Consider the following 17,395-nt stretch of genomic DNA (forward strand, 5'->3'; position numbering starts at 1 on the left):
AGCTTCGTGAATGAGTCTTTGAACTCCGTCGATGAACCTCAGAGCTTCGTGAACGAGTCTTTGAACTCCGTCGATGAACCTCAGAGCTTCGTGAACGAGTCTTTGAACTCCGTCGATGAACCTCAGAGCTTCGTTAATAAACCTCAGAGCTTTGTCAATGAGTCTTTGATACTCGTGGATGTAGCTTGTAGTTGAGTTTAATACAGACCTAACCCCCAGCCCCTTCCCTACGAGGGAAGGGGAGTAAGATTCAAAGCCTCTCTCCTTTTAGGAGAGAGGAATGGAAGTGAGGTTAAAGCTTATTACATACAAAAGCGATCGCTTAAATATTCCTTACCATGCGATATATTTTTTCTTAAAGCTGACAAATTGCTTTTAGAACTTGTAGCAACCGACTTGAACGCTCTGTTTCCATTAAATTTAATTCTGGTAACAGATAATAAATAGAGGGATTTCCTTGTTCAATATAGGCAAACTGATAACTTCTACCATTTGTCACTAATCCCCAAACTGATTTTTGATTATCTAAATTTTTATAAGAGTATGTGAGTAGCTGAGGTAAACCAGTTGAAATATCAACCTGACTATTTTTAGATTCAATTAACAGTACCCAAAAATATCTTTGAGGTTTTGTATGTTTAGCTTTACTTACAGCTAAAATATCAAATCTGCCTTTGATTTTGATATCTTCATCTTCAACCTCAATCTCAGCAATATTCTCCTCCAAAAGAATCTCAATAGGATAGCGATAAAAACCAGCTAATCTGAGTAACGGGGCAATTGCAAGAAACTTTACCTGACCTTCAGAAACTTTACCTGCTGTAAGGTAGCGTCGAAAGTCATTTCTAATTTGCAAAAGTTCCTGCTGTTCTAGCTCCGTGAGAGGTTCCAGAGATAAGTAGTTAGAAAATGAGTCACTGTATTGTTCTTGAAAGCCAAACAGACGCTGAACTTCTTCTAAGGATAAATTACGAGCGTTGAGAATTGTCATATATTTTTGCTTAATTGTTGATCTAATGATTGAGATTCATGCTGCTCGTAGTTTTGTGAAGTATATTGCGATCGCACTTAAGAACGTGGATTTAAATTTTTGCAGTTTATATTATTATCAACGTTTATTAGCCAAGCCTTCTTTTAACTTCCTCAGCTAAATCTACTAATAGCACCTCTACTTGCTCACCTGTTTTCAAATCTTTCAGTGATGACTTTTGCGCTACTGCTTCCTCGGAACCAATAATTACGCAAAATTGAATTCCTTGTTTATCGGCTAGCTGAAATTGTTTACCTAAAGGACGCTTCTCAAAGTTAGTGATGACATTAATTCCAGCCTGACGCAGATGTTGCGAAACTTTTAAATAAGTTGGCATTAAATCTTCTTGCATATTCACTACCATCACCTGGGCTGGTGTAGCAGCTAAGGTACTAAGAATACCAGCTTTTAACAAGCGACTAATTAAGCGAGTTAATCCTATAGAAATGCCTACACCAGGCATTTTCTCACCCAAGAATACCCCAACTAATTCTTCATATCTTCCACCAGAACAGATACTACCTAAAGCTTCATGTCCTAATAAGGTTGTTTCGTAAACTGTACCAGTATAGTAATCAAGTCCACGGGCAATGGATAAATCAATACAGAAACGTTTTTCGGCAACTCCAAGATTACGCACGCCTGCAATAACCGTTTCTAATTCGTTAACTCCCAGGCTTAATTGCTCAGTTTCAGGCAGACTTTGAGCGAGATGCTTAAGTTTATCTAATACTTCATCAACGGAACCATCTATTTTAATAAAATCAATAATTTTTTGAGTCTGTTCTCCTGAGACTCCCTCTTTTTCTAACTCTTGTTTTACTTTACCTTCACCAATTTTTTCCAGATTATCAACAATAGTAATACACGATTTAATTTTATCTTCAGTAATTCCCACTGACTTAAAAAAACCTGTAAGAACTTTCCGATTATTGATGCGAATCAGAAAATTACCAATATTTATTGCTTCAAATATTTCAGTGATAATTGCAGGCATCTGAGCATCATAGAGCAAGCTGAGTTCACGACGAGCAACTACATCAATATCGCACTGGCGGAACTGACGAAAACGCCCATCTTTAGCCCGTTCACCACGAAAAACTACATCCATTTGGTAGCGAGCAAACGGAAAGGTTAACTCATTCAGGTGACGGGCAATATATGCTGCTAATGGAACTGTTTGGTCAAACTTTAAAGCTCTTGCTTCTGAACCAGTTTCGCCTGATTTATCTCTCTGGGCTTGTCGATTTGGTGGCAGGATAGGGTCAATACCATAAATGATATTGTCGCCTTGATTTCCTTTAGCTTGCAGCACTTCTAAACGTTCCACAGCAGGTGTTTCAATAGGCGTAAATCCATAGCTTTCAAAAACTCTACGGATGATATCTAACAAATATAATTCTAGACGCTTTTCAGTAGGCAAAAATTCTGGGAAACCGCTAGGAGTAGAAAAGTTTATTTTGTCACCTTTGGCCATGCGTGTACCTTACTAAGTTTAAATTTAAGATAAAAGCCTAACGACTGGAAGTTGTGGCTACACAAACATAGACGCTTTGCGGCTTCCCGCAGGGTAGTCCGCCTGCGGGGACTGAAGAAAAATGAGTGATTATCTCTAATAACAGAAATTCCTATCTTACCCGTTCTTCTTGAATTAGTGTGCGTTGAAAGATTTGATTGTTTTTAAACCAATGCCAAGTACGGGCACGATTGTTATTATCAGGACTTATGTAGATCATTTCATATAAACTCATTTCTGGGTTTGTTTTATAACTAAACCACAAAATCACAATTGAATCATCGGCTTCCCAAGCTTTTCCGTCAATGCGATCAGTATCAAACCAGAGTTTATTATCTTTATAGCTTCCTGGAAATTCATATTCTTCTCGTTTACCATCAGACCATTTATAGCGATTGATTTGGTAGTAGGGATGAGGGCCATTTTCTGGAAATTGACAAGTTAAGTGAGACTCATACTTGTCGAGGATTTTTCCGGCTGTATCAATTACTGTATAAGTTCCTACCCAGTCTCCTTCATGACGGACAAGTACGGGCATTCCTTCTCTAATATTTGACATTGCAATTCACCTTTTATTGCTCTAACATTTGGAAAAATCGAGTAAAGTAATGGGGAAAAGTTTTCGCTGTACAACCAGGGTCTTTTATTACAATGCCTGGAACCTTTAAGCCAGTGACAGCAAATGCCAGTCTTCACTAAATAAGGCATTTTCTAAAATCGAGTCACTTGGCGCTAAGGCCGCGACGAGTAATGCCCGATTGGTAATACTTTTAGAAACAGGAATCTCTACCGTGGCATCTACTAGGCGATTCAGAACAGGGATTGCAATGGTATCCATTTTAAATCTCTGTGCAGGCAGTCAGCTACAACTTAATTATGTTCGCATATTATGAGTGGAGAGTGGGGAAGGTTGTCAAAGACGACTTTAATCATCGCTGGCATAACTTGACGCGAAGCATAACGAATTCCGTTTGTAGCACTTGCCCGTCAGTTTTTCAGGAGAAACTCAAGGTTGAAAGCGAAAGTGTTGAAGTGATCTGACTTGGGCAATGGTTTCAAAGTCGCGATCGCTGTGAATCAGAAGCAAATTATTTTCCACAGCCGTTTGAGCAATGCAGCAATCGATTGGGCTGCGAACGGTAAGCCCTTGGCGGCGCAAGTCATAGTAAATACAGGCAGCCGCTTGCTAAGAATGAATCGAGGGATAACTTGACCTGAAGCATAACGAATTCCGTTTTTCTTGCAAGCGATCGCATTTCTCGTCGGCTTTTAATGTTCTGGTTGAGCTGCTGCAAGTAACCTCTTTATCCACACCAATATCTTTCGCCAGTTTTGCCGCGTGTGATCGCTAGTTGACGGTCTTATTGTCCACGCCCTGGCTTGCAATCTGCAAAACCCAACGCCTCTGTATCGAGAAAACTTGTAATTGCCATCTCAATAACTGCTTCGATTGGATATTCAATTTCAGTAGCACGAGCAATAAGAGCGGCGCGAATTCGTTCAGGTAAGCATCCTAAAATAACTTCGGCATTATTTATTGGGGGAAAGTTGCTCTTGGAGTTTGGCTTGCATCGCTTTACTACCCTTCGATTGGAATTTGGACGTTGTAAGGAGGTTCGGTGGCTCTTGTTTAGATATCCTTTTTATCTTTGATCGCCCGTTCCTCATATTCTGTAATGATGCTCTGAATGTCATCTGCGGCAATATCGACTTGTTCAGATTTTGCATAAATAGTCAACAAAATAATTCCCGTTGCTGTCTTGACATAGTAAATCAGACGATAGCCACCGCTTTTACCTTTTTGAGTGTCGCTATTTCGGACTCTTAACTTGAAGACTGCATAACCAACCCCAGGTATTTTATCTCCTGGTAACTCTCCCTGCTCAAGTTGTTCGATGATGGGTTGTATATCATTCCGAATACTGCGATACTTCTTGGCAAGAGCGCGTAAATTTCGGTTGAACGTTGGCGAAGCTTCAACTTGAATGAAAGCCCGATCAGTCATTTTCAAGCCCTTCCCAAAGTTGAGCCACCGGGATAGTTTGCCCAGTCATGGCTTCGTGCCAAGCTTGCCGGAAATCTGTTAAGACTTCTGCTTGAGATTGATCGTTTAGAACTTCCTCTTCTGGAATTAGAACAATAACTTCTACGCGGCTATTCTTATCTGTTGTGAGAGGATGATCTAGTGTTAGCTGTCCTTGCTCATTAATTGTTGCCATGACTTTAAATGCTTTCATTGCTACTCCAAGATGCTAAGTAGTAGTGGTTAGGTTAATGTCCAAGACTTCAAGTTGCCGAACAATCCAAGCCGTTGCTGTTGCTTCATCGGTTTCGATCGCTCTTTCTACTCCTGTTTTAGCAATTTCTAGCAATTGCTTGGATTGCTCCCGTGCTTTGCGAGATTCCATGACCTTTTCTGTAATTTTTTGACGAGTAGATTCTTTCGGTAGAGTGATTGGAATCTTCAATAAATTCTCAGCTGAGATTGCTGGGTACATACTGGCAGTTGTATGAAGATCCAGAATTTCGCAGACAATGGGCGATCGCAAATAGATCAAAAAAACTTCTGGCTCAATTTTGCCCTGCTAGCAAACTATCAAAATCCTAAGATGCATTTGAATTGTTAGGCCTCTCGGTTAATGCATTTTGCCTCTACTTACCTAGCATAGTTACGCCTCTTTTGCTGATACTGATTGAGTTTTTGAATATCTAAAGCCTGACGGTAGCATGGATGGATCTCCCAAATTATACCGAAGTCTTGATTCGTTCTGCTTGAAAGAAAATCAGGCATATCAGCGAAAAAATAATGCTCATATCCTTGATCTTCCTTTTCCGCTCTAGCAACGACAAAGCCTAATCTAAACAGAAAGTGTGCAATATCTAAAGGCGATTTTACTGGCTTGCCTTCGATCACTGGCGATAAATGATTTGTTATGTGATTAGTGATCCATAAAATTAATTCATCCCGCGTCATTCGACGTTCTGCGCCTCTAAAACCATTTATCAACTCTTCTACATCACGGCACTGATGCTTATGCTCTGCGATTAAATCACTAATACGTTTCCTCCCATATTCTCCCCAAACTGCATCTATATGCTGTTTAGTAATTAATCCTTGTTTCTCCCGAATGGCTTCTTCTTGTGCAAATTTACATAGTTGAATAGCCCATCGAGGTCTATGGTAGGAAAGAGTATAAATAATTTGATACATAGGTCTTTCGTTGTTATTCCATAGTGTTCGTGTTTCAAAAATCTGATTGACATAATGTTCTTCAATCTCGATTTCTGTTGAGTATACAGGCAGCAAAGAAATTTCTATTTTTAAAGAATTCATTTGATATCTGATCCGCTTATAGAGCAGAGTTCGGAAGTCTGCCTGACTCCAAGTAATGTCATGAACATATTGCTCAAACTTGTCAAGCGATTCATCAAATCTTCGTATTAAAGGCCATACGTCAGTTCGCATGGTTATTCTGAAATTTATGCCAGTGACCTGAGCAGCAAGATAGCGACATGCTGAAAAGAAGGTACTTAATTCTAGATTTTCATGAGGAGTGCGTTGATAAGTAGCATCAAGATCGTCTACGAGAAACCATACCTTCTTTCCATCAAACCGCTTTAGAAGCTCTATTTCATTGGTTGCGTGTAGCTTCTCAACAGTTGCTTGTTGCGGAATTAATTTCCTTAGCCTATCTGTTAGTGCAGACACAAGATTACGACTTTTGAAACCATCAAGCTCTGCACTTTCGACCAAAGTAATTGCATCATCTCTAAGTGCTAAATTTAGCTCTGCACCAATATGGCGATTTACGAGAGCGCAGATACGCACCATCCAGTCTCGGATATAGTCATTTGGCAACTTAAGCTCAGATGAGAGCTTAAAATTAGAGCGAACTAAATCACTACCCTTACAACTGATAACAATTACATCGTCTCCATGCTCCTCTTGAATCTTGGCTTCAATCCATCGAATCAAAGCAGATTTACCAACCCCTTTTTTAGCAGTTGCTAGAAGAATACTTTTTGTTGGGTTAAGAAATTTTTCAAAGGATGATTGCTCAACAAAGAAATTTAAAACTTCAGATGGCTGAACGTCATCTCCAGCTTCATTACCGAAATCTATCCTTTTAAGAATCTGGTTTGGATTGGTAGTCATAAATCAAAGCAAGGTCAACAGTAACCGACAGCGCTTCAACTCTAGCCGATGCCTCAGTGGTCGTCCAGTACTTTTAGGGTTAAAAAGTTACGTATGTAATACCAGTGAGGACATTAAATACTGACAGATAGTCTTGTAGTAACTGCTGGTGGCTTTACGAATGTGTAGGCGTAGCTCGCCGCAGGCATCGCTTTTGCGTACCCCGCCTGTCATCTCATCTTTCCGGCTGGCTTTGCCATACTTCAATACCAGACCACTGACCAAGTAAACGAATAGACTTGTGTTTTCAACGAATGGACTTGTGCTTTCAACGAATGGACTTGTATTCTGAACCAAAACTATCAAAATTCTTCCAGGTGCTTTGGTTATCGTGGACGAAACTGTAGCAGAGGCAATCGCCTCTGGTAAAACAGATATTTTGAACAGGATGAGAATGCGATGCCTTTGGCGGCAAGCTACGCCATTGGTTACAGTAATGAGTTAAATAGTGATGATGGATTGGTCACTCCCCATTCTCAAACCACCAAGGGTCATTAGTAGCGTTAGTTTTAATCAAAATAGCTTTTTTTCGCATGAACCGTTTCAGCGCGGCTGCACCCATGCGTGACCCTCCCATACCGGAGAATTTGAAGGCATTTTTCTCTCCTTCGTGCATGAGAGCGGTAAGTGCAGCATCGTTGATACTAATAGCACCTGCATCTATCTGTTGAGCAACTTCTAATGCTTCGGCTTCCGAGGCAAAAACAGCAGCACTCAATCCATAAATTGAGTCATTCGCTAAAGACACTGCTTCTTCTACTGTGGAAAAAGGCATTACTGGCATAATGGGGCCGAAAGTTTCTTCGGTCATCACTTTCATGGAATGATTAACCTGGGTGAGAACTGTCGGACGACACCACCAACCCCCACCTAAGTCTTCAATTACACCCCCGCAGTGAATTACTGCTCCCTTTTCCACTGCATCTAGCAGATGGTTGCTAATAATTGCTGCTTGTCTTTCGGCGATGATGGGGCCAATTTCTCCACTTTCGACTGTGGGGTAGGCTAGTTGAAGACGATGGGCTTTAGCTACTAATTGATGGTAGAACTTTTCAAATATCGATTCAGCAATATAAATTCGCTCAATTGATAAACATGACTGTCCGGTGTTGACGACGGAACCCCACAATATTGCTGAGGTTGCTAATTCTAAATTGGCTGATTCTAAAACGATCGCAGGGTCTTTTCCTCCTAATTCCAAAAAAGTTGGAATAAACCGTTTAGCAGCCGCTTCTGCTACTTTTCGCCCCGTCGCTACACTGCCTGTAAAGCACACCAAATCTACATTGTCAATCAAAGCAGATCCAGTTTCGCCTGCTCCTTCGACAAAAGTTAATACGTCGCGCAATTCAGGAACGGAGCTGATTGCTGTTTTCAGTGGTGCTACGAAGCGGGGAGCAATTTCACTGGGTTTAACAATAACAGCACAACCCGCCAGTAATGCCGGAATGGTATCAATAGTTGACAGTAACAGTGGAAAATTCCACGGGCTAATTACCCCAACTAGGGGATAAGGAACGGATGTTTGTTGCAAAGCGATAAATGGAATTGCTGTGTTTTTGGCAGAGTCTTGCAGCAATTCTGGCGCTAACTTACACCAGCGATCAATGATAGAGAGGAAGGAGTCTATTTCCAATACTGAGAGCGATAATCTTCCTGTATCATTTACCAAAGCCTCTGTCAAGTGATCGCGCCCTGATAATATCGCTTTTTTCCACTGCTGTAAGGCATCAATTCTCACCTCTAAGCCTAGTTTCTGCCAGCGGACTTGCGCCCTGCGGGTGCGCTTACATTGCTGTGCCAGCAGCCTGGGAGGCGGCGGGATAATTACGTAGTCAAATTTGCCAGTTCGAGGATTGCGGACTTCTATTGGATTAGTCATTAGTCATTTGTCATTTGTCATTAGTAAAGAGTTATTGATTATTCTTTATCGAAAGCGACGGGAAACTCCATCTTGCAAGTGGCGTGGAGTTTTTCATTTCCCGATGCCCCATGCCACATGCCCAATGCTCCAATTCAAATAATTCCCAGTTTGGCTAACCGCTCAATGGTGGCTTGCTGTGTTTGGAGGAAGTGTTTGCGGTCTACTTCTCCCTTTAGCATAGTATTAGCTGGGTAAAAGTGTGATGTGTGATAACTTTCGGCGTATAGTTCAAATCGCTGGCGTGAAAGTAAATTATTTAACCCTGGTCGGCGGCGATCGCGGCGTAATGCTCCTAAATCAATCTCTGCAAATGCTGCCATGCTCTCACCTGCACCTGTTTGTGCTAAAACGATTCCGCGATGGTCAATGATTTTAGAGCCACCATCAGCCGAAGCAATGGGGATAGCAATATTAGCGATGCCTGCGGTATTAGCTGAAACTACATAAGCCATATTTTCGACGGCGCGAGTGATTTTTGCCGCATCTTTGGGCGTGAGGTTTTTGTTATATACTTCCGAGGTGGAATGGACAAAAATCTCTGCTCCTCGCATCGCCAGACACCGCGCCACTTCTGGATACAAAATTTCTTCTGATGCAAAAGCTGCCAAATTACCGATCATAGTTTTGGCTACAGGGAAAACTCCCTCTAAACCATAGCAGTCAAGATATTTATCCCAAACATCATGGGGTGTAGGAGCAAATAAGGAATTCAGCCGCCGATATCGCAAAACAATTGAGCCAGAGGGGTCAAGAATAAAGCAGGTTTGAAAGTACAATCCGGGAAAGTTAGGGTCAACTTCGTAGGCGTTACCAGCTAAAAAGATTTTATGCTTTTGGGCAATTTTACCAAGTGCTTCATATTCAGCACCAGCCATTTCTATACAAGCTTTTTCTGCCCATCCTAAGAGAGAATCTCCCATCGGGAAACCAGTGAGAAAATATTCTGGCAGTACAATTAAACGACAATCAAAGCCGATGAAAGCGATACTGGCAGCAATTTGTTGTGCTAGGCAGTTGATGGAGTTTTGCATGAGCGATCGCGCTTCGTGGCAATCGCTTGCTTGGTTAACTGCATGACAGGTAACTTGAAGTGCTAAGGCCCGGTATGAGTCGAGATTATCAGTATTATTGTCCAAAATTCCCTCACCAAATTCTATAGAATGCGATCGCCACCCCAGAGCGATCGGACTAATTTATCTGTCATTTCTGCTCCAAATAGCCGCACAGCAATTTGGTTGTCTGGGTCGCGTTCAGCAACAGTACGGCGCACAAATAAGTCACGCTCAGATAAAGCAGCACGCTCGGATTCTGCTACTGGTTCAGCTTCATCTACCCAACCTAGCCAACGATCTATCATTTCATGCGCTACCGTATGAACACGAGCTAGTGTCTCTTCTGTAACTGGACTGGTGTAACACAAACTAGTATGGGATTGTACCTGACGGATATACAGCGTTTTGCTAATATACTGCTGAAAACGTGAATCTCCAAGAAACGCCAGATATGTCTGGTTAACAGGTTCGTAGTAACGATCCAAATAATTTAGGTCAGTGAATAGATCAGTCCGAGGGACGTAATCTATAAAAAAGAACAGTTCTGGAACCGTGGCAAAGACAACAGCCAAATGAGGAACACGAATTTGCGACTTGAGCCAAACAGTTAGGTGCATATTGCAAAAGCCTGATTTAGGTTCGCGCAACCATGAATGCACTAGCCAATCAATTTCTGAACCAGAGAAGGTGTTGAGCGAGCCGTGGGCTTCTCCAATCAAGGCAGAGTAGTTTTGAAAGTTCTTGGTAGACGGATCTGAATGTAATTCAAAACGAGCGTCTATTTTCTGACGGAGTTCATTTGTCCAACCCCACAACTGCTTAAATAAGGCTGTACTGTCTACATTAGGTTGCTGCTCAAGCACTGTTTGTATGTATCCTTTTTAGATAATGAATGCAAACAAAGCATAATGTAAAGGCAAAAATCCAGCATCTAGCTTCTGTCAGAGTTATTCTTAAATCTTCCACTGAGCCAGAACGACTGTAAGTAGCGTGGAATTATTGTTTGCTTCTGTTGTCTTTGGATAAACTTAATTTAAATCAACAACTCCAGGTAGAAGAGAGAATGTCAAATTTCCCCGATCGCACAGAGTCAAACACTGATAAAGTTTTACTCATCGGAGTTACTGGCGGCACAGGTGGAAATGTCGTTAAGGGATTTCTCGAACAGGGAGTTACAAAGATGCGAGTCATCACTAGAGAAATTGACCTTAATCGTCCAATTCTTGCAAAACTCAACGATGCCGGAGTTGAACTGGTAAAAGCCAACCTCGACGATGAAGCCTCTCTCATAGCAGCCTTTGCAGGAATTTCGGCTGTTTATTGCCACGCTACTTCTGCGGATTCTCCTAAAATTGACCCGCTAGAGGTGGAGAGGGCAAAGCGAGTTGCACAAGTTGCAAAACTTGCTGATATCAAACATTTTGTCTACAATTCTGCAGGTGGGGCGGATAGGAATTCAGGAATCCCCCGCATTGAGCAAAAGTACCAAGTAGAGAAAATTCTTAAAGAAGCTGGCTTACCGACTACTATGTTGCGAGCTTGCTTGTTTATGGAGGAGTTTTGGAAGAAGTACACGCGACCTTCTATCCTCAAAGGTAGTTTCCCATTTTCCATTCAGCAAGACTTGCCCCTTCATCTAATTACAACCAAGGACATGGGCCGCGTTGCAGCTTATGTAATTAAACATCCTACCAAGTATATTGGTCAAGAAATTGAGCTAGCTGGGGATGTGCTGACTCCTCTTGAGATGGCAGAGGCATTCTCCCAAGCGCAGGGGATGAAAGTTGTCTACAAAGAGACACCCGCCTGGATTTTCTTACTCTTGCTGCAAAAGGAACTGTTCGATTTGATTCAGTGGTATCGCAAGCAAGGTTATCAAGCCGATGTCTGGCGTTTACGAGAAGAGGAATTTCCTGGACTTCTGACGACATTTAGGGAATTTCTGGCAGAAACCAACTGGGCAAATGCGGAACTCACCTACGAAAGTCTGCGATTGAATTAGTACACTGTGGCAAAAGTTGGCCTACCTTTAACCAGTAGAGATATGAGTGAAAAAGAATTGTTTTGACGTAGCAGTGCTACGTCTCTACAAGGGTTCTAAGTAACGCATATTTAATTTCACTCCTATGTTTAGTTATAATCCTGTCACTTTGAGTAGAACGTAAACGCCGAAGCTGGCTTCCCGTAGGATAGTGAAATAAAGCAGTCATAGGGTTTTGAGATTACTTTGCAACTGTACAAGACGCTTTGCAATGGCGTATCCGCTCGCCTACGGCGATCGCAATCCACCTTATCAGTCGATGATTCCTCGTTTAGATGCCTTTGCCCTTACTCTATATTAAGTAATAATACTGTAACTTTATCCAAAATACTTTTTATTATACTTAATTGTAAAAACAAAAAGAATTTTCTCGGTAAATATAGACAAATCAGAAGAAAAACAAATACTAATAAGTTAGTTCTTTTGTTATAAGTATACCTATGGCTTTTGATTTAGATGAAACTTTTCAACTAGACAATTTAAAAAAAGCACATTCAGTAATATTTACTTTATATAAACCAAAAATTTCTTTTGTAATTTGGTTACTAGATAACCCTAATAGCCTATTGGCGTTACCTGTAAAAATTAGTCTGCGCCATCATGATTATATTCACATGCTTTTAGGTAGAGGTAATTCTCCTCAAGATTAGGCTTTTCTCATTGGATTTACAATGGGGAACGACTTAAAGAGTAATAAGCTATATTTATTAATTTTAAAAATTATGAATAGATTTATTGTTCTATATTTTTATATTTTTTAAATATTAAATAATTTTTGATTTAGATTTTATATATAATAAAAAACTAAATATAAATAAACAAATAAGAATTAAGTTAAAATTTAAAAATATTTTGATGATTAATCTAAATAAAATAAAACTCAAAAATATAAATTTAATACTTAAATAGTATCTATATAAATAGCCTTTTTAAAATGTACCTACCTAATAAAATGAGATTCCTTCCTTATCAAATCGTAACTGTAACTTTACTGCTAACATTAGTTTTGTTTCTTCCTCAAATTTGCCTCAACTGGCAAGCATATTATTCATTTAAAAGTATTACTAAAAATGAATTTTTACTCCAAATACTAAGTGATAAAATTACTTATCTTGATGAAGTATTAACGATGTCAGCACGCATGAATGCTGCTACAGGAAAAATTATTTGGGAAGAACGATATCGCCAATTTGAACCTAAACTTGATTTAGCTATTAAAGAATCTATTCAACTGGCTCCTAAAGTATATGAAAATGAGGATGCTAAAAAAATTGATGCAGCTAATCAGCGCTTAGTTGCAATGGAGTATCAATCTTTTGAATTAGTTAAAAGAAATCAGAAAGAGATAGCACAAATACTACTTTCTAACCGCGAGTATGAAACTCAAAAACAAATTTACGCTGATGGTGTTGCAAAAATAAAGCGTAATATATCACTTCATTTACAGCAGAAAGTTGATAATTATTACAAAAGAATGCTTTGGGCAATTTTAGAATCTATTATAAGTTTAGCAATGCTGATTCCGGCATGGCTTTTAGTATTGCATTTATTACAAAAATACTTAAAAGCTAAAAAAGTTGCTCAAGCTGCTTTAGAAGAAACGAATTATAGGTTAGAAATGGAAGTTGCCGAGAGAACGGCAAAATTAAAACAAAAAAATAATCAACTACAACAGACACTGCAAGAATTGCAACACGCTCAAGTACAACTTATTCAAACTGAAAAAATGTCCTCATTAGGTCAGTTAGTTGCTGGTGTTGCTCATGAAATTAATAATCCAGTTAATTTCATTTATGGTAACCTGATGCATGTTAGAGAATATAGTCAGGACTTACTAAGTTTAATTAAGCTGTATCAGCAACAAATTTTTAATTACAATCCAGAACTAAATAGTTTTCTTAATGAGATAGATTTAGAATTTATTATTAATGATCTACCGAAAGTATTATCTTCAATGGCAGTTGGTACTGACCGCATTCGTGAGATTGTGCTAACTTTGCGGAACTTCTCACGTCTTGATGAAGCAGAAATGAAACCTGTTGATATTCATGAAGGAATTGATAGCACTTTATTAATTTTACAGTATCGTCTTAAAGCAAAGCATAAACAGCAGGAAATTGCAATAATCAAAGATTATGGTGATTTGCCTCTTGTTGAATGTTATGCAGGAGGACTGAATCAGGTATTTATGAATATTTTAAGTAATGCTATTGATGCTTTATATGAATGGGAAGAAGAGTGTTTAAAAGGAGAGGCTAAAAAACATCTTAGCTCTATTATTGTCCATACTCAAGTTAAGAATGAAGAGTGCGTGATTATTAGTATTAAAGATAATGGCCCAGGAATACCAGAGGAAGTTAAGGCTAAATTGTTTGATCCTTTCTTTACTACTAAACCTATAGGTAAAGGCACGGGCTTAGGATTATCTATTAGTTACCAGATTATAGTAGATAAGCACAAGGGAAAAATCGAGTGTATTTCTACACCTGGTAAGGGTACAGAGTTTTTGATTGAGATTCCGATTAAGCAGACGCGGTAAGCAAATATATGCACTGTACAGCTTATACCACTTCACAAAAAATATGATACGAATGTAGGTTGGGTTGAGGGACAAAACCCAATACCTCAAAGTTTTGTAATTTTGGGTAATACTAAAGTTCAACCCAACCTATGCATCTATTTCATTTTTTTCTGGAATTGGTATTATCTGCTCCCTTGCCTCTTGTTTAAGCTTATATTGTTTCTGGAACAGATATATTATTTGTGGTCATACCTTTGACATAATCTTGCAATGGCTTTGTCAATATGATCTGCAATAGTTTACTCATCAAATTGTTTAACGGAACTAGGCAGGTAATCCCTGCCTTTTTTATTTATGGACGATTTTCCTTTTCTTGAGAATTACTAATAGAAAATCCTCGACGCGTAGGTTTAATACTAGCTAATTCCACCTGAAAACTTACCTTGTCGGCCATCTCCTTGCTTGTTGCTTCCAAAGTCCATTTACCAGGACGCAAATTCCAAAAGAAAGAATTAGCTGAGTTTGTATTTAGCTTTTCCCCATTCAACCACCATTCAACAGGCGCAGATTTATTTCCCGCTAACTTAAATTCGAGTTTTTGCTTCGCTTCTTCACCTGGATACAGTAAAAATAAATCGCCATGATGCGGAGATAAAATTCTCAAATTGGTAGAAACAAGACTCGATTGCTGTTGTTTTGCCAACCACTCATCATACTCTGGTGGTAACTTGAATTGATTGTCACCTTCGTAGGCAATTTTATCTTCTGGATAGAAATATTCCTGCACGACTGAGGTACAATCTGGTGTTGGTCGTAACCCGGAAATTGCACAAACAGGTAATTGCACTAAACCTTCTGGAGGTGGAAAACCTGCTGGTTCTTGATGTTCGTGCAAGTGTAACATAATTCGATTCCACAAGGGTGCAGCCCCGGTAACACCTGAAACTTGTCGCATCGGTTCGCCGTTGAAATTGCCTACCCAAGTAGCCACGGTGTAATCTGTGGTGAAGCCAACTGTCCAAGTATCCCGAAAATTGGAAGAAGTACCAGTTTTAACAGCAACGGGGAAAGGTAAATGTAACACAGAGTCTACACCAAATGCTGTTGCACGAGCATGGTTGTCACTAAGTATGTTGGTGATTAATTGCCATATTGTCGTCAAATTTTGGATTTTAGATTTGGGACTTTCCTGCGGAACGCTACGCGAATGACTTCGCTCAGTCCTTCGACTTCGCTCAGGAGCCATCGAAGGATTTTGGATTGGGGAATCAGAAAATGTGCTTACTAGCAGCGTAGCTTCTCCGAGTCGTGCCATAGTAACGTAAGCTCTAGCTAATTCCCATAAACTGACTTCGCCACTACCGAGAGTTAACCCTAAACCGTAATGTTCTGGAGTTTGATTGAGGTGTTCAAAGCCCAATTGATGCAGACGTTCTAAGAAAGTTTCTACGCCTACTTTTTCTAAAACCCTGACTGCGGGTACATTTAGAGAATTTGCTAAAGCGATTCGCACCCGTACTGGGCCAAGAAAGCTTTCGGTGTAATCCGTGGGGCTATAAAGTTTCGCGCCAGGGATTGCATAATGGGCGGGTACATCTGCCAAAATGGTATTTGGGCGAATTAAACCTTTTTCTAAAGCTAATTCATACACAAAAGGCTTGAGAGTAGATCCTGGTTGACGTAGCGCTTGCACTCCATCATTGCGTCCCAGTTTGGCTTCATTAAAGTAATCAGGGGAACCGACATAAGCCAAAACTTCGCCAGTGTGGTTGTCAATTACCAATGCAGCTGCATCGTGGACATTGTTGGCAGCGAGAGAAGAAATCACCTGCTGCACCTGTGCTTCGACAAATTGCTGTAAGGGGCGATTTATAGTCGTGCGAATAACGGATTGATCCCCCCAACCTTTCTTAAAAAGCGGGGCTTGATTCTCCGCCTTGTAAGAGGGGCTAGGGGGGATTTGATTGGCTAACCAAAACAAAAAGTGTGGTGCAGCGATAATTCCCCGTTGGCGAGATTGAAACACAACCTTTTCGGCGGATGTTCGAGCTGCGATCGCATCACTAATATACTCTTCTTGTACCATCCGATTGAGGACGTATTTTTGTCGCTGCTTCAGCCGTTCCCAATGCTCATAAGGGTTAAAGTATGTGGGATTATTAGGAATAGCAGCCAACAAACTAGCTTGAGCAAGATTTAACTCACTAGCTGGGATGGAAAAATAAGTCCGCGCAGCTGCTTCCACACCATATATATTCCCTCCCATTGGCAGCCGATTGATATATGCAGAAAGAATTTCATCTTTGCTCATCCCTGCTGCTAACCGCCAAGATAGCCAAATCTCACTCAGTTTACCAGAGAAACTGCTGGGCACTGGATCTAACATCCGTGCTAACTGCATAGTAATTGTAGAAGCGCCAGAAATAATTCGTTTCGCGTGGATGGCTTCTTTGCTGGCGCGGATAACAGCTTTCATATCCAAGGTCCCATGATGGTAAAAGCTGCCATCTTCGGCGGCTAAAATAGCATGGGTAAACTGGGGCGAAACCTGATTTAGTGGTATTACTGACGTATGTTCTTGATCACGGGTGAGTAATGTTCCTAATGGTAAACCATTGCGATCGCTAAATTGCATTGCCAGTTGATTTTGGGCAATGTCTGCGGTATGAATGGGTGCAAAATAAGGTAGCAAGCGTACAACCAGACATATTACCAGCCCAGCTAAGATAATCTTACTACTGTGCTTAATTTTGAGTAGTGATCGTGAAATTAGTTTCATCAGGGAATCCCTGCCCAAGAAAACTTACTTTAATTTTGACGTGGCGATTACATCTAAATCAGGAAATATGTCAAATCCTTAATAATCTATTTTTCAGAACTTAGCAGATATAAATCAATATTTGTATAACTTAAATACTTCTTTATAGTTAAGAATTGTAGTGATTTTGCGGAACAATCACATGGTATTGGTTATCTATGTAAATAAACATAGTTAAATCCAATATTTTAGGAAAAAATAGTCATCCGCTTTCTCTTACTAGTCTTGGCATTGCCAACTCCATAAGGGGATACAAGCTTTTATTCGCTATAATTTGTGAATTTTCATTTGGAATTAC

The 17,395-nt window shown here is 40.1% G+C and carries 16 protein-coding genes and 2 pseudogenes; 4 read left to right on the plus strand and 14 right to left on the minus strand.

Annotated elements, in window-relative coordinates; all coding sequences use genetic code 11:
• Positions 1-195: pseudogene (locus V7L20_RS01885) on the plus strand (hypothetical protein); the annotation flags it as partial.
• 160 nt (positions 196-355) lie between these two features.
• Here V7L20_RS01885 and V7L20_RS01890 read toward each other — a convergent pair.
• The 13 genes and pseudogenes from V7L20_RS01890 to V7L20_RS01950 all read right to left on the minus strand — a co-directional run bounded on the left by V7L20_RS01890 (position 356) and on the right by V7L20_RS01950 (position 10,580).
• Complete coding sequence (locus tag V7L20_RS01890) at positions 356-991, minus strand: restriction endonuclease subunit R (RefSeq protein ID WP_334742434.1); 636 nt, start codon at positions 989-991, stop codon at positions 356-358.
• 127 nt (positions 992-1,118) lie between these two features.
• Positions 1,119-2,507, minus strand: coding sequence for a histidine--tRNA ligase (gene hisS / locus V7L20_RS01895; RefSeq protein WP_334742435.1), 1,389 nt, complete (start codon positions 2,505-2,507; stop codon positions 1,119-1,121).
• Positions 2,508-2,658: 151 nt separating this feature from the next.
• The gene (locus tag V7L20_RS01900) at positions 2,659-3,105 is read right to left on the minus strand and encodes a DUF3598 family protein (RefSeq protein ID WP_334742436.1); all 447 of its coding nucleotides are present in this window, start codon (positions 3,103-3,105) and stop codon (positions 2,659-2,661) included.
• Positions 3,106-3,210: 105 nt separating this feature from the next.
• Entirely contained in the window at positions 3,211-3,384 is a 174-nt protein-coding gene (locus V7L20_RS01905) for a hypothetical protein (protein ID WP_442936978.1), read from the minus strand.
• A 168-nt stretch (positions 3,385-3,552) separates the two neighbouring features.
• A complete protein-coding gene (locus tag V7L20_RS01910) occupies positions 3,553-3,705 on the minus strand; it encodes a PIN domain-containing protein (protein ID WP_334742437.1) in 153 nt (50 codons plus the stop codon).
• 202 nt (positions 3,706-3,907) lie between these two features.
• Positions 3,908-4,118: pseudogene (locus V7L20_RS01915) on the minus strand (hypothetical protein).
• 58 nt (positions 4,119-4,176) lie between these two features.
• The gene (locus V7L20_RS01920; RefSeq protein WP_334742438.1) at positions 4,177-4,551 is read right to left on the minus strand and encodes a type II toxin-antitoxin system RelE/ParE family toxin; all 375 of its coding nucleotides are present in this window, start codon (positions 4,549-4,551) and stop codon (positions 4,177-4,179) included.
• On the minus strand, positions 4,544-4,783 hold the full coding sequence (locus tag V7L20_RS01925) for a type II toxin-antitoxin system RelN family antitoxin (RefSeq protein ID WP_334742439.1): 240 nt from the start codon (positions 4,781-4,783) through the stop codon (positions 4,544-4,546). Before V7L20_RS01925 ends, V7L20_RS01920 begins: the two co-directional genes overlap by 8 nt.
• A 15-nt stretch (positions 4,784-4,798) precedes the next feature.
• Positions 4,799-5,014 (minus strand): hypothetical protein, encoded by a 216-nt coding sequence (locus V7L20_RS01930; protein WP_334742440.1) that lies wholly within the window; start codon positions 5,012-5,014, stop codon positions 4,799-4,801.
• Between the two features lie 188 nt (positions 5,015-5,202).
• Positions 5,203-6,702 (minus strand): P-loop ATPase, Sll1717 family, encoded by a 1,500-nt coding sequence (locus V7L20_RS01935; protein ID WP_334742441.1) that lies wholly within the window; start codon positions 6,700-6,702, stop codon positions 5,203-5,205.
• Positions 6,703-7,204: 502 nt separating this feature from the next.
• On the minus strand, positions 7,205-8,623 hold the full coding sequence (locus V7L20_RS01940; RefSeq protein ID WP_334742442.1) for an aldehyde dehydrogenase family protein: 1,419 nt from the start codon (positions 8,621-8,623) through the stop codon (positions 7,205-7,207).
• 134 nt (positions 8,624-8,757) lie between these two features.
• Complete coding sequence (locus tag V7L20_RS01945) at positions 8,758-9,801, minus strand: nitrilase-related carbon-nitrogen hydrolase (protein ID WP_334742443.1); 1,044 nt, start codon at positions 9,799-9,801, stop codon at positions 8,758-8,760.
• A gap of 17 nt (positions 9,802-9,818) precedes the next feature.
• On the minus strand, positions 9,819-10,580 hold the full coding sequence (locus tag V7L20_RS01950; protein WP_334742444.1) for a red chlorophyll catabolite reductase: 762 nt from the start codon (positions 10,578-10,580) through the stop codon (positions 9,819-9,821).
• A gap of 200 nt (positions 10,581-10,780) precedes the next feature.
• Here V7L20_RS01950 and V7L20_RS01955 point away from each other — a divergent pair, with 200 nt between their 5' ends.
• From V7L20_RS01955 to V7L20_RS01965, 3 genes are all read left to right on the plus strand, one after another.
• Entirely contained in the window at positions 10,781-11,719 is a 939-nt protein-coding gene (locus tag V7L20_RS01955; protein ID WP_334742445.1) for an NmrA family NAD(P)-binding protein, read from the plus strand.
• A 479-nt stretch (positions 11,720-12,198) separates the two neighbouring features.
• Positions 12,199-12,408, plus strand: a complete 210-nt coding sequence (locus V7L20_RS01960; RefSeq protein ID WP_334742446.1) for a hypothetical protein — start codon at positions 12,199-12,201, stop codon at positions 12,406-12,408.
• Positions 12,409-12,692: 284 nt separating this feature from the next.
• Positions 12,693-14,297 (plus strand): sensor histidine kinase, encoded by a 1,605-nt coding sequence (locus tag V7L20_RS01965; protein ID WP_334742447.1) that lies wholly within the window; start codon positions 12,693-12,695, stop codon positions 14,295-14,297.
• 334 nt (positions 14,298-14,631) lie between these two features.
• Here the strand turns inward: V7L20_RS01965 and pbpC are convergent, their stop codons facing one another.
• On the minus strand, positions 14,632-17,058 hold the full coding sequence (gene pbpC, locus V7L20_RS01970) for a penicillin-binding protein 1C (protein ID WP_334742448.1): 2,427 nt from the start codon (positions 17,056-17,058) through the stop codon (positions 14,632-14,634).
• Positions 17,059-17,395: the final 337 nt, after the last annotated feature.

Origin of the sequence: Nostoc sp. (genome assembly GCF_036916735.1) — a bacterium.
Lineage (GTDB): Bacteria > Cyanobacteriota > Cyanobacteriia > Cyanobacteriales > Nostocaceae > Nostoc.

Bases quoted from the DNA above. Each gene is read 5' to 3' on its own strand.
- V7L20_RS01940 (WP_334742442.1), bottom strand. From the start codon at position 8,623: ATGACTAATCCAATAGAAGTCCGCAATCCTCGAACTGGCAAATTTGAC.
- V7L20_RS01925 (WP_334742439.1), bottom strand. From the start codon at position 4,783: ATGAAAGCATTTAAAGTCATGGCAACAATTAATGAGCAAGGACAGCTA.
- V7L20_RS01960 (WP_334742446.1), top strand. From the start codon at position 12,199: ATGGCTTTTGATTTAGATGAAACTTTTCAACTAGACAATTTAAAAAAA.
- V7L20_RS01920 (WP_334742438.1), bottom strand. From the start codon at position 4,551: ATGACTGATCGGGCTTTCATTCAAGTTGAAGCTTCGCCAACGTTCAAC.
- hisS (WP_334742435.1), bottom strand. From the start codon at position 2,507: ATGGCCAAAGGTGACAAAATAAACTTTTCTACTCCTAGCGGTTTCCCA.
- V7L20_RS01935 (WP_334742441.1), bottom strand. From the start codon at position 6,702: ATGACTACCAATCCAAACCAGATTCTTAAAAGGATAGATTTCGGTAAT.
- V7L20_RS01890 (WP_334742434.1), bottom strand. From the start codon at position 991: ATGACAATTCTCAACGCTCGTAATTTATCCTTAGAAGAAGTTCAGCGT.
- V7L20_RS01905 (WP_442936978.1), bottom strand. From the start codon at position 3,384: ATGGATACCATTGCAATCCCTGTTCTGAATCGCCTAGTAGATGCCACG.
- V7L20_RS01900 (WP_334742436.1), bottom strand. From the start codon at position 3,105: ATGTCAAATATTAGAGAAGGAATGCCCGTACTTGTCCGTCATGAAGGA.
- V7L20_RS01955 (WP_334742445.1), top strand. From the start codon at position 10,781: ATGTCAAATTTCCCCGATCGCACAGAGTCAAACACTGATAAAGTTTTA.
- pbpC (WP_334742448.1), bottom strand. From the start codon at position 17,058: ATGAAACTAATTTCACGATCACTACTCAAAATTAAGCACAGTAGTAAG.
- V7L20_RS01965 (WP_334742447.1), top strand. From the start codon at position 12,693: ATGTACCTACCTAATAAAATGAGATTCCTTCCTTATCAAATCGTAACT.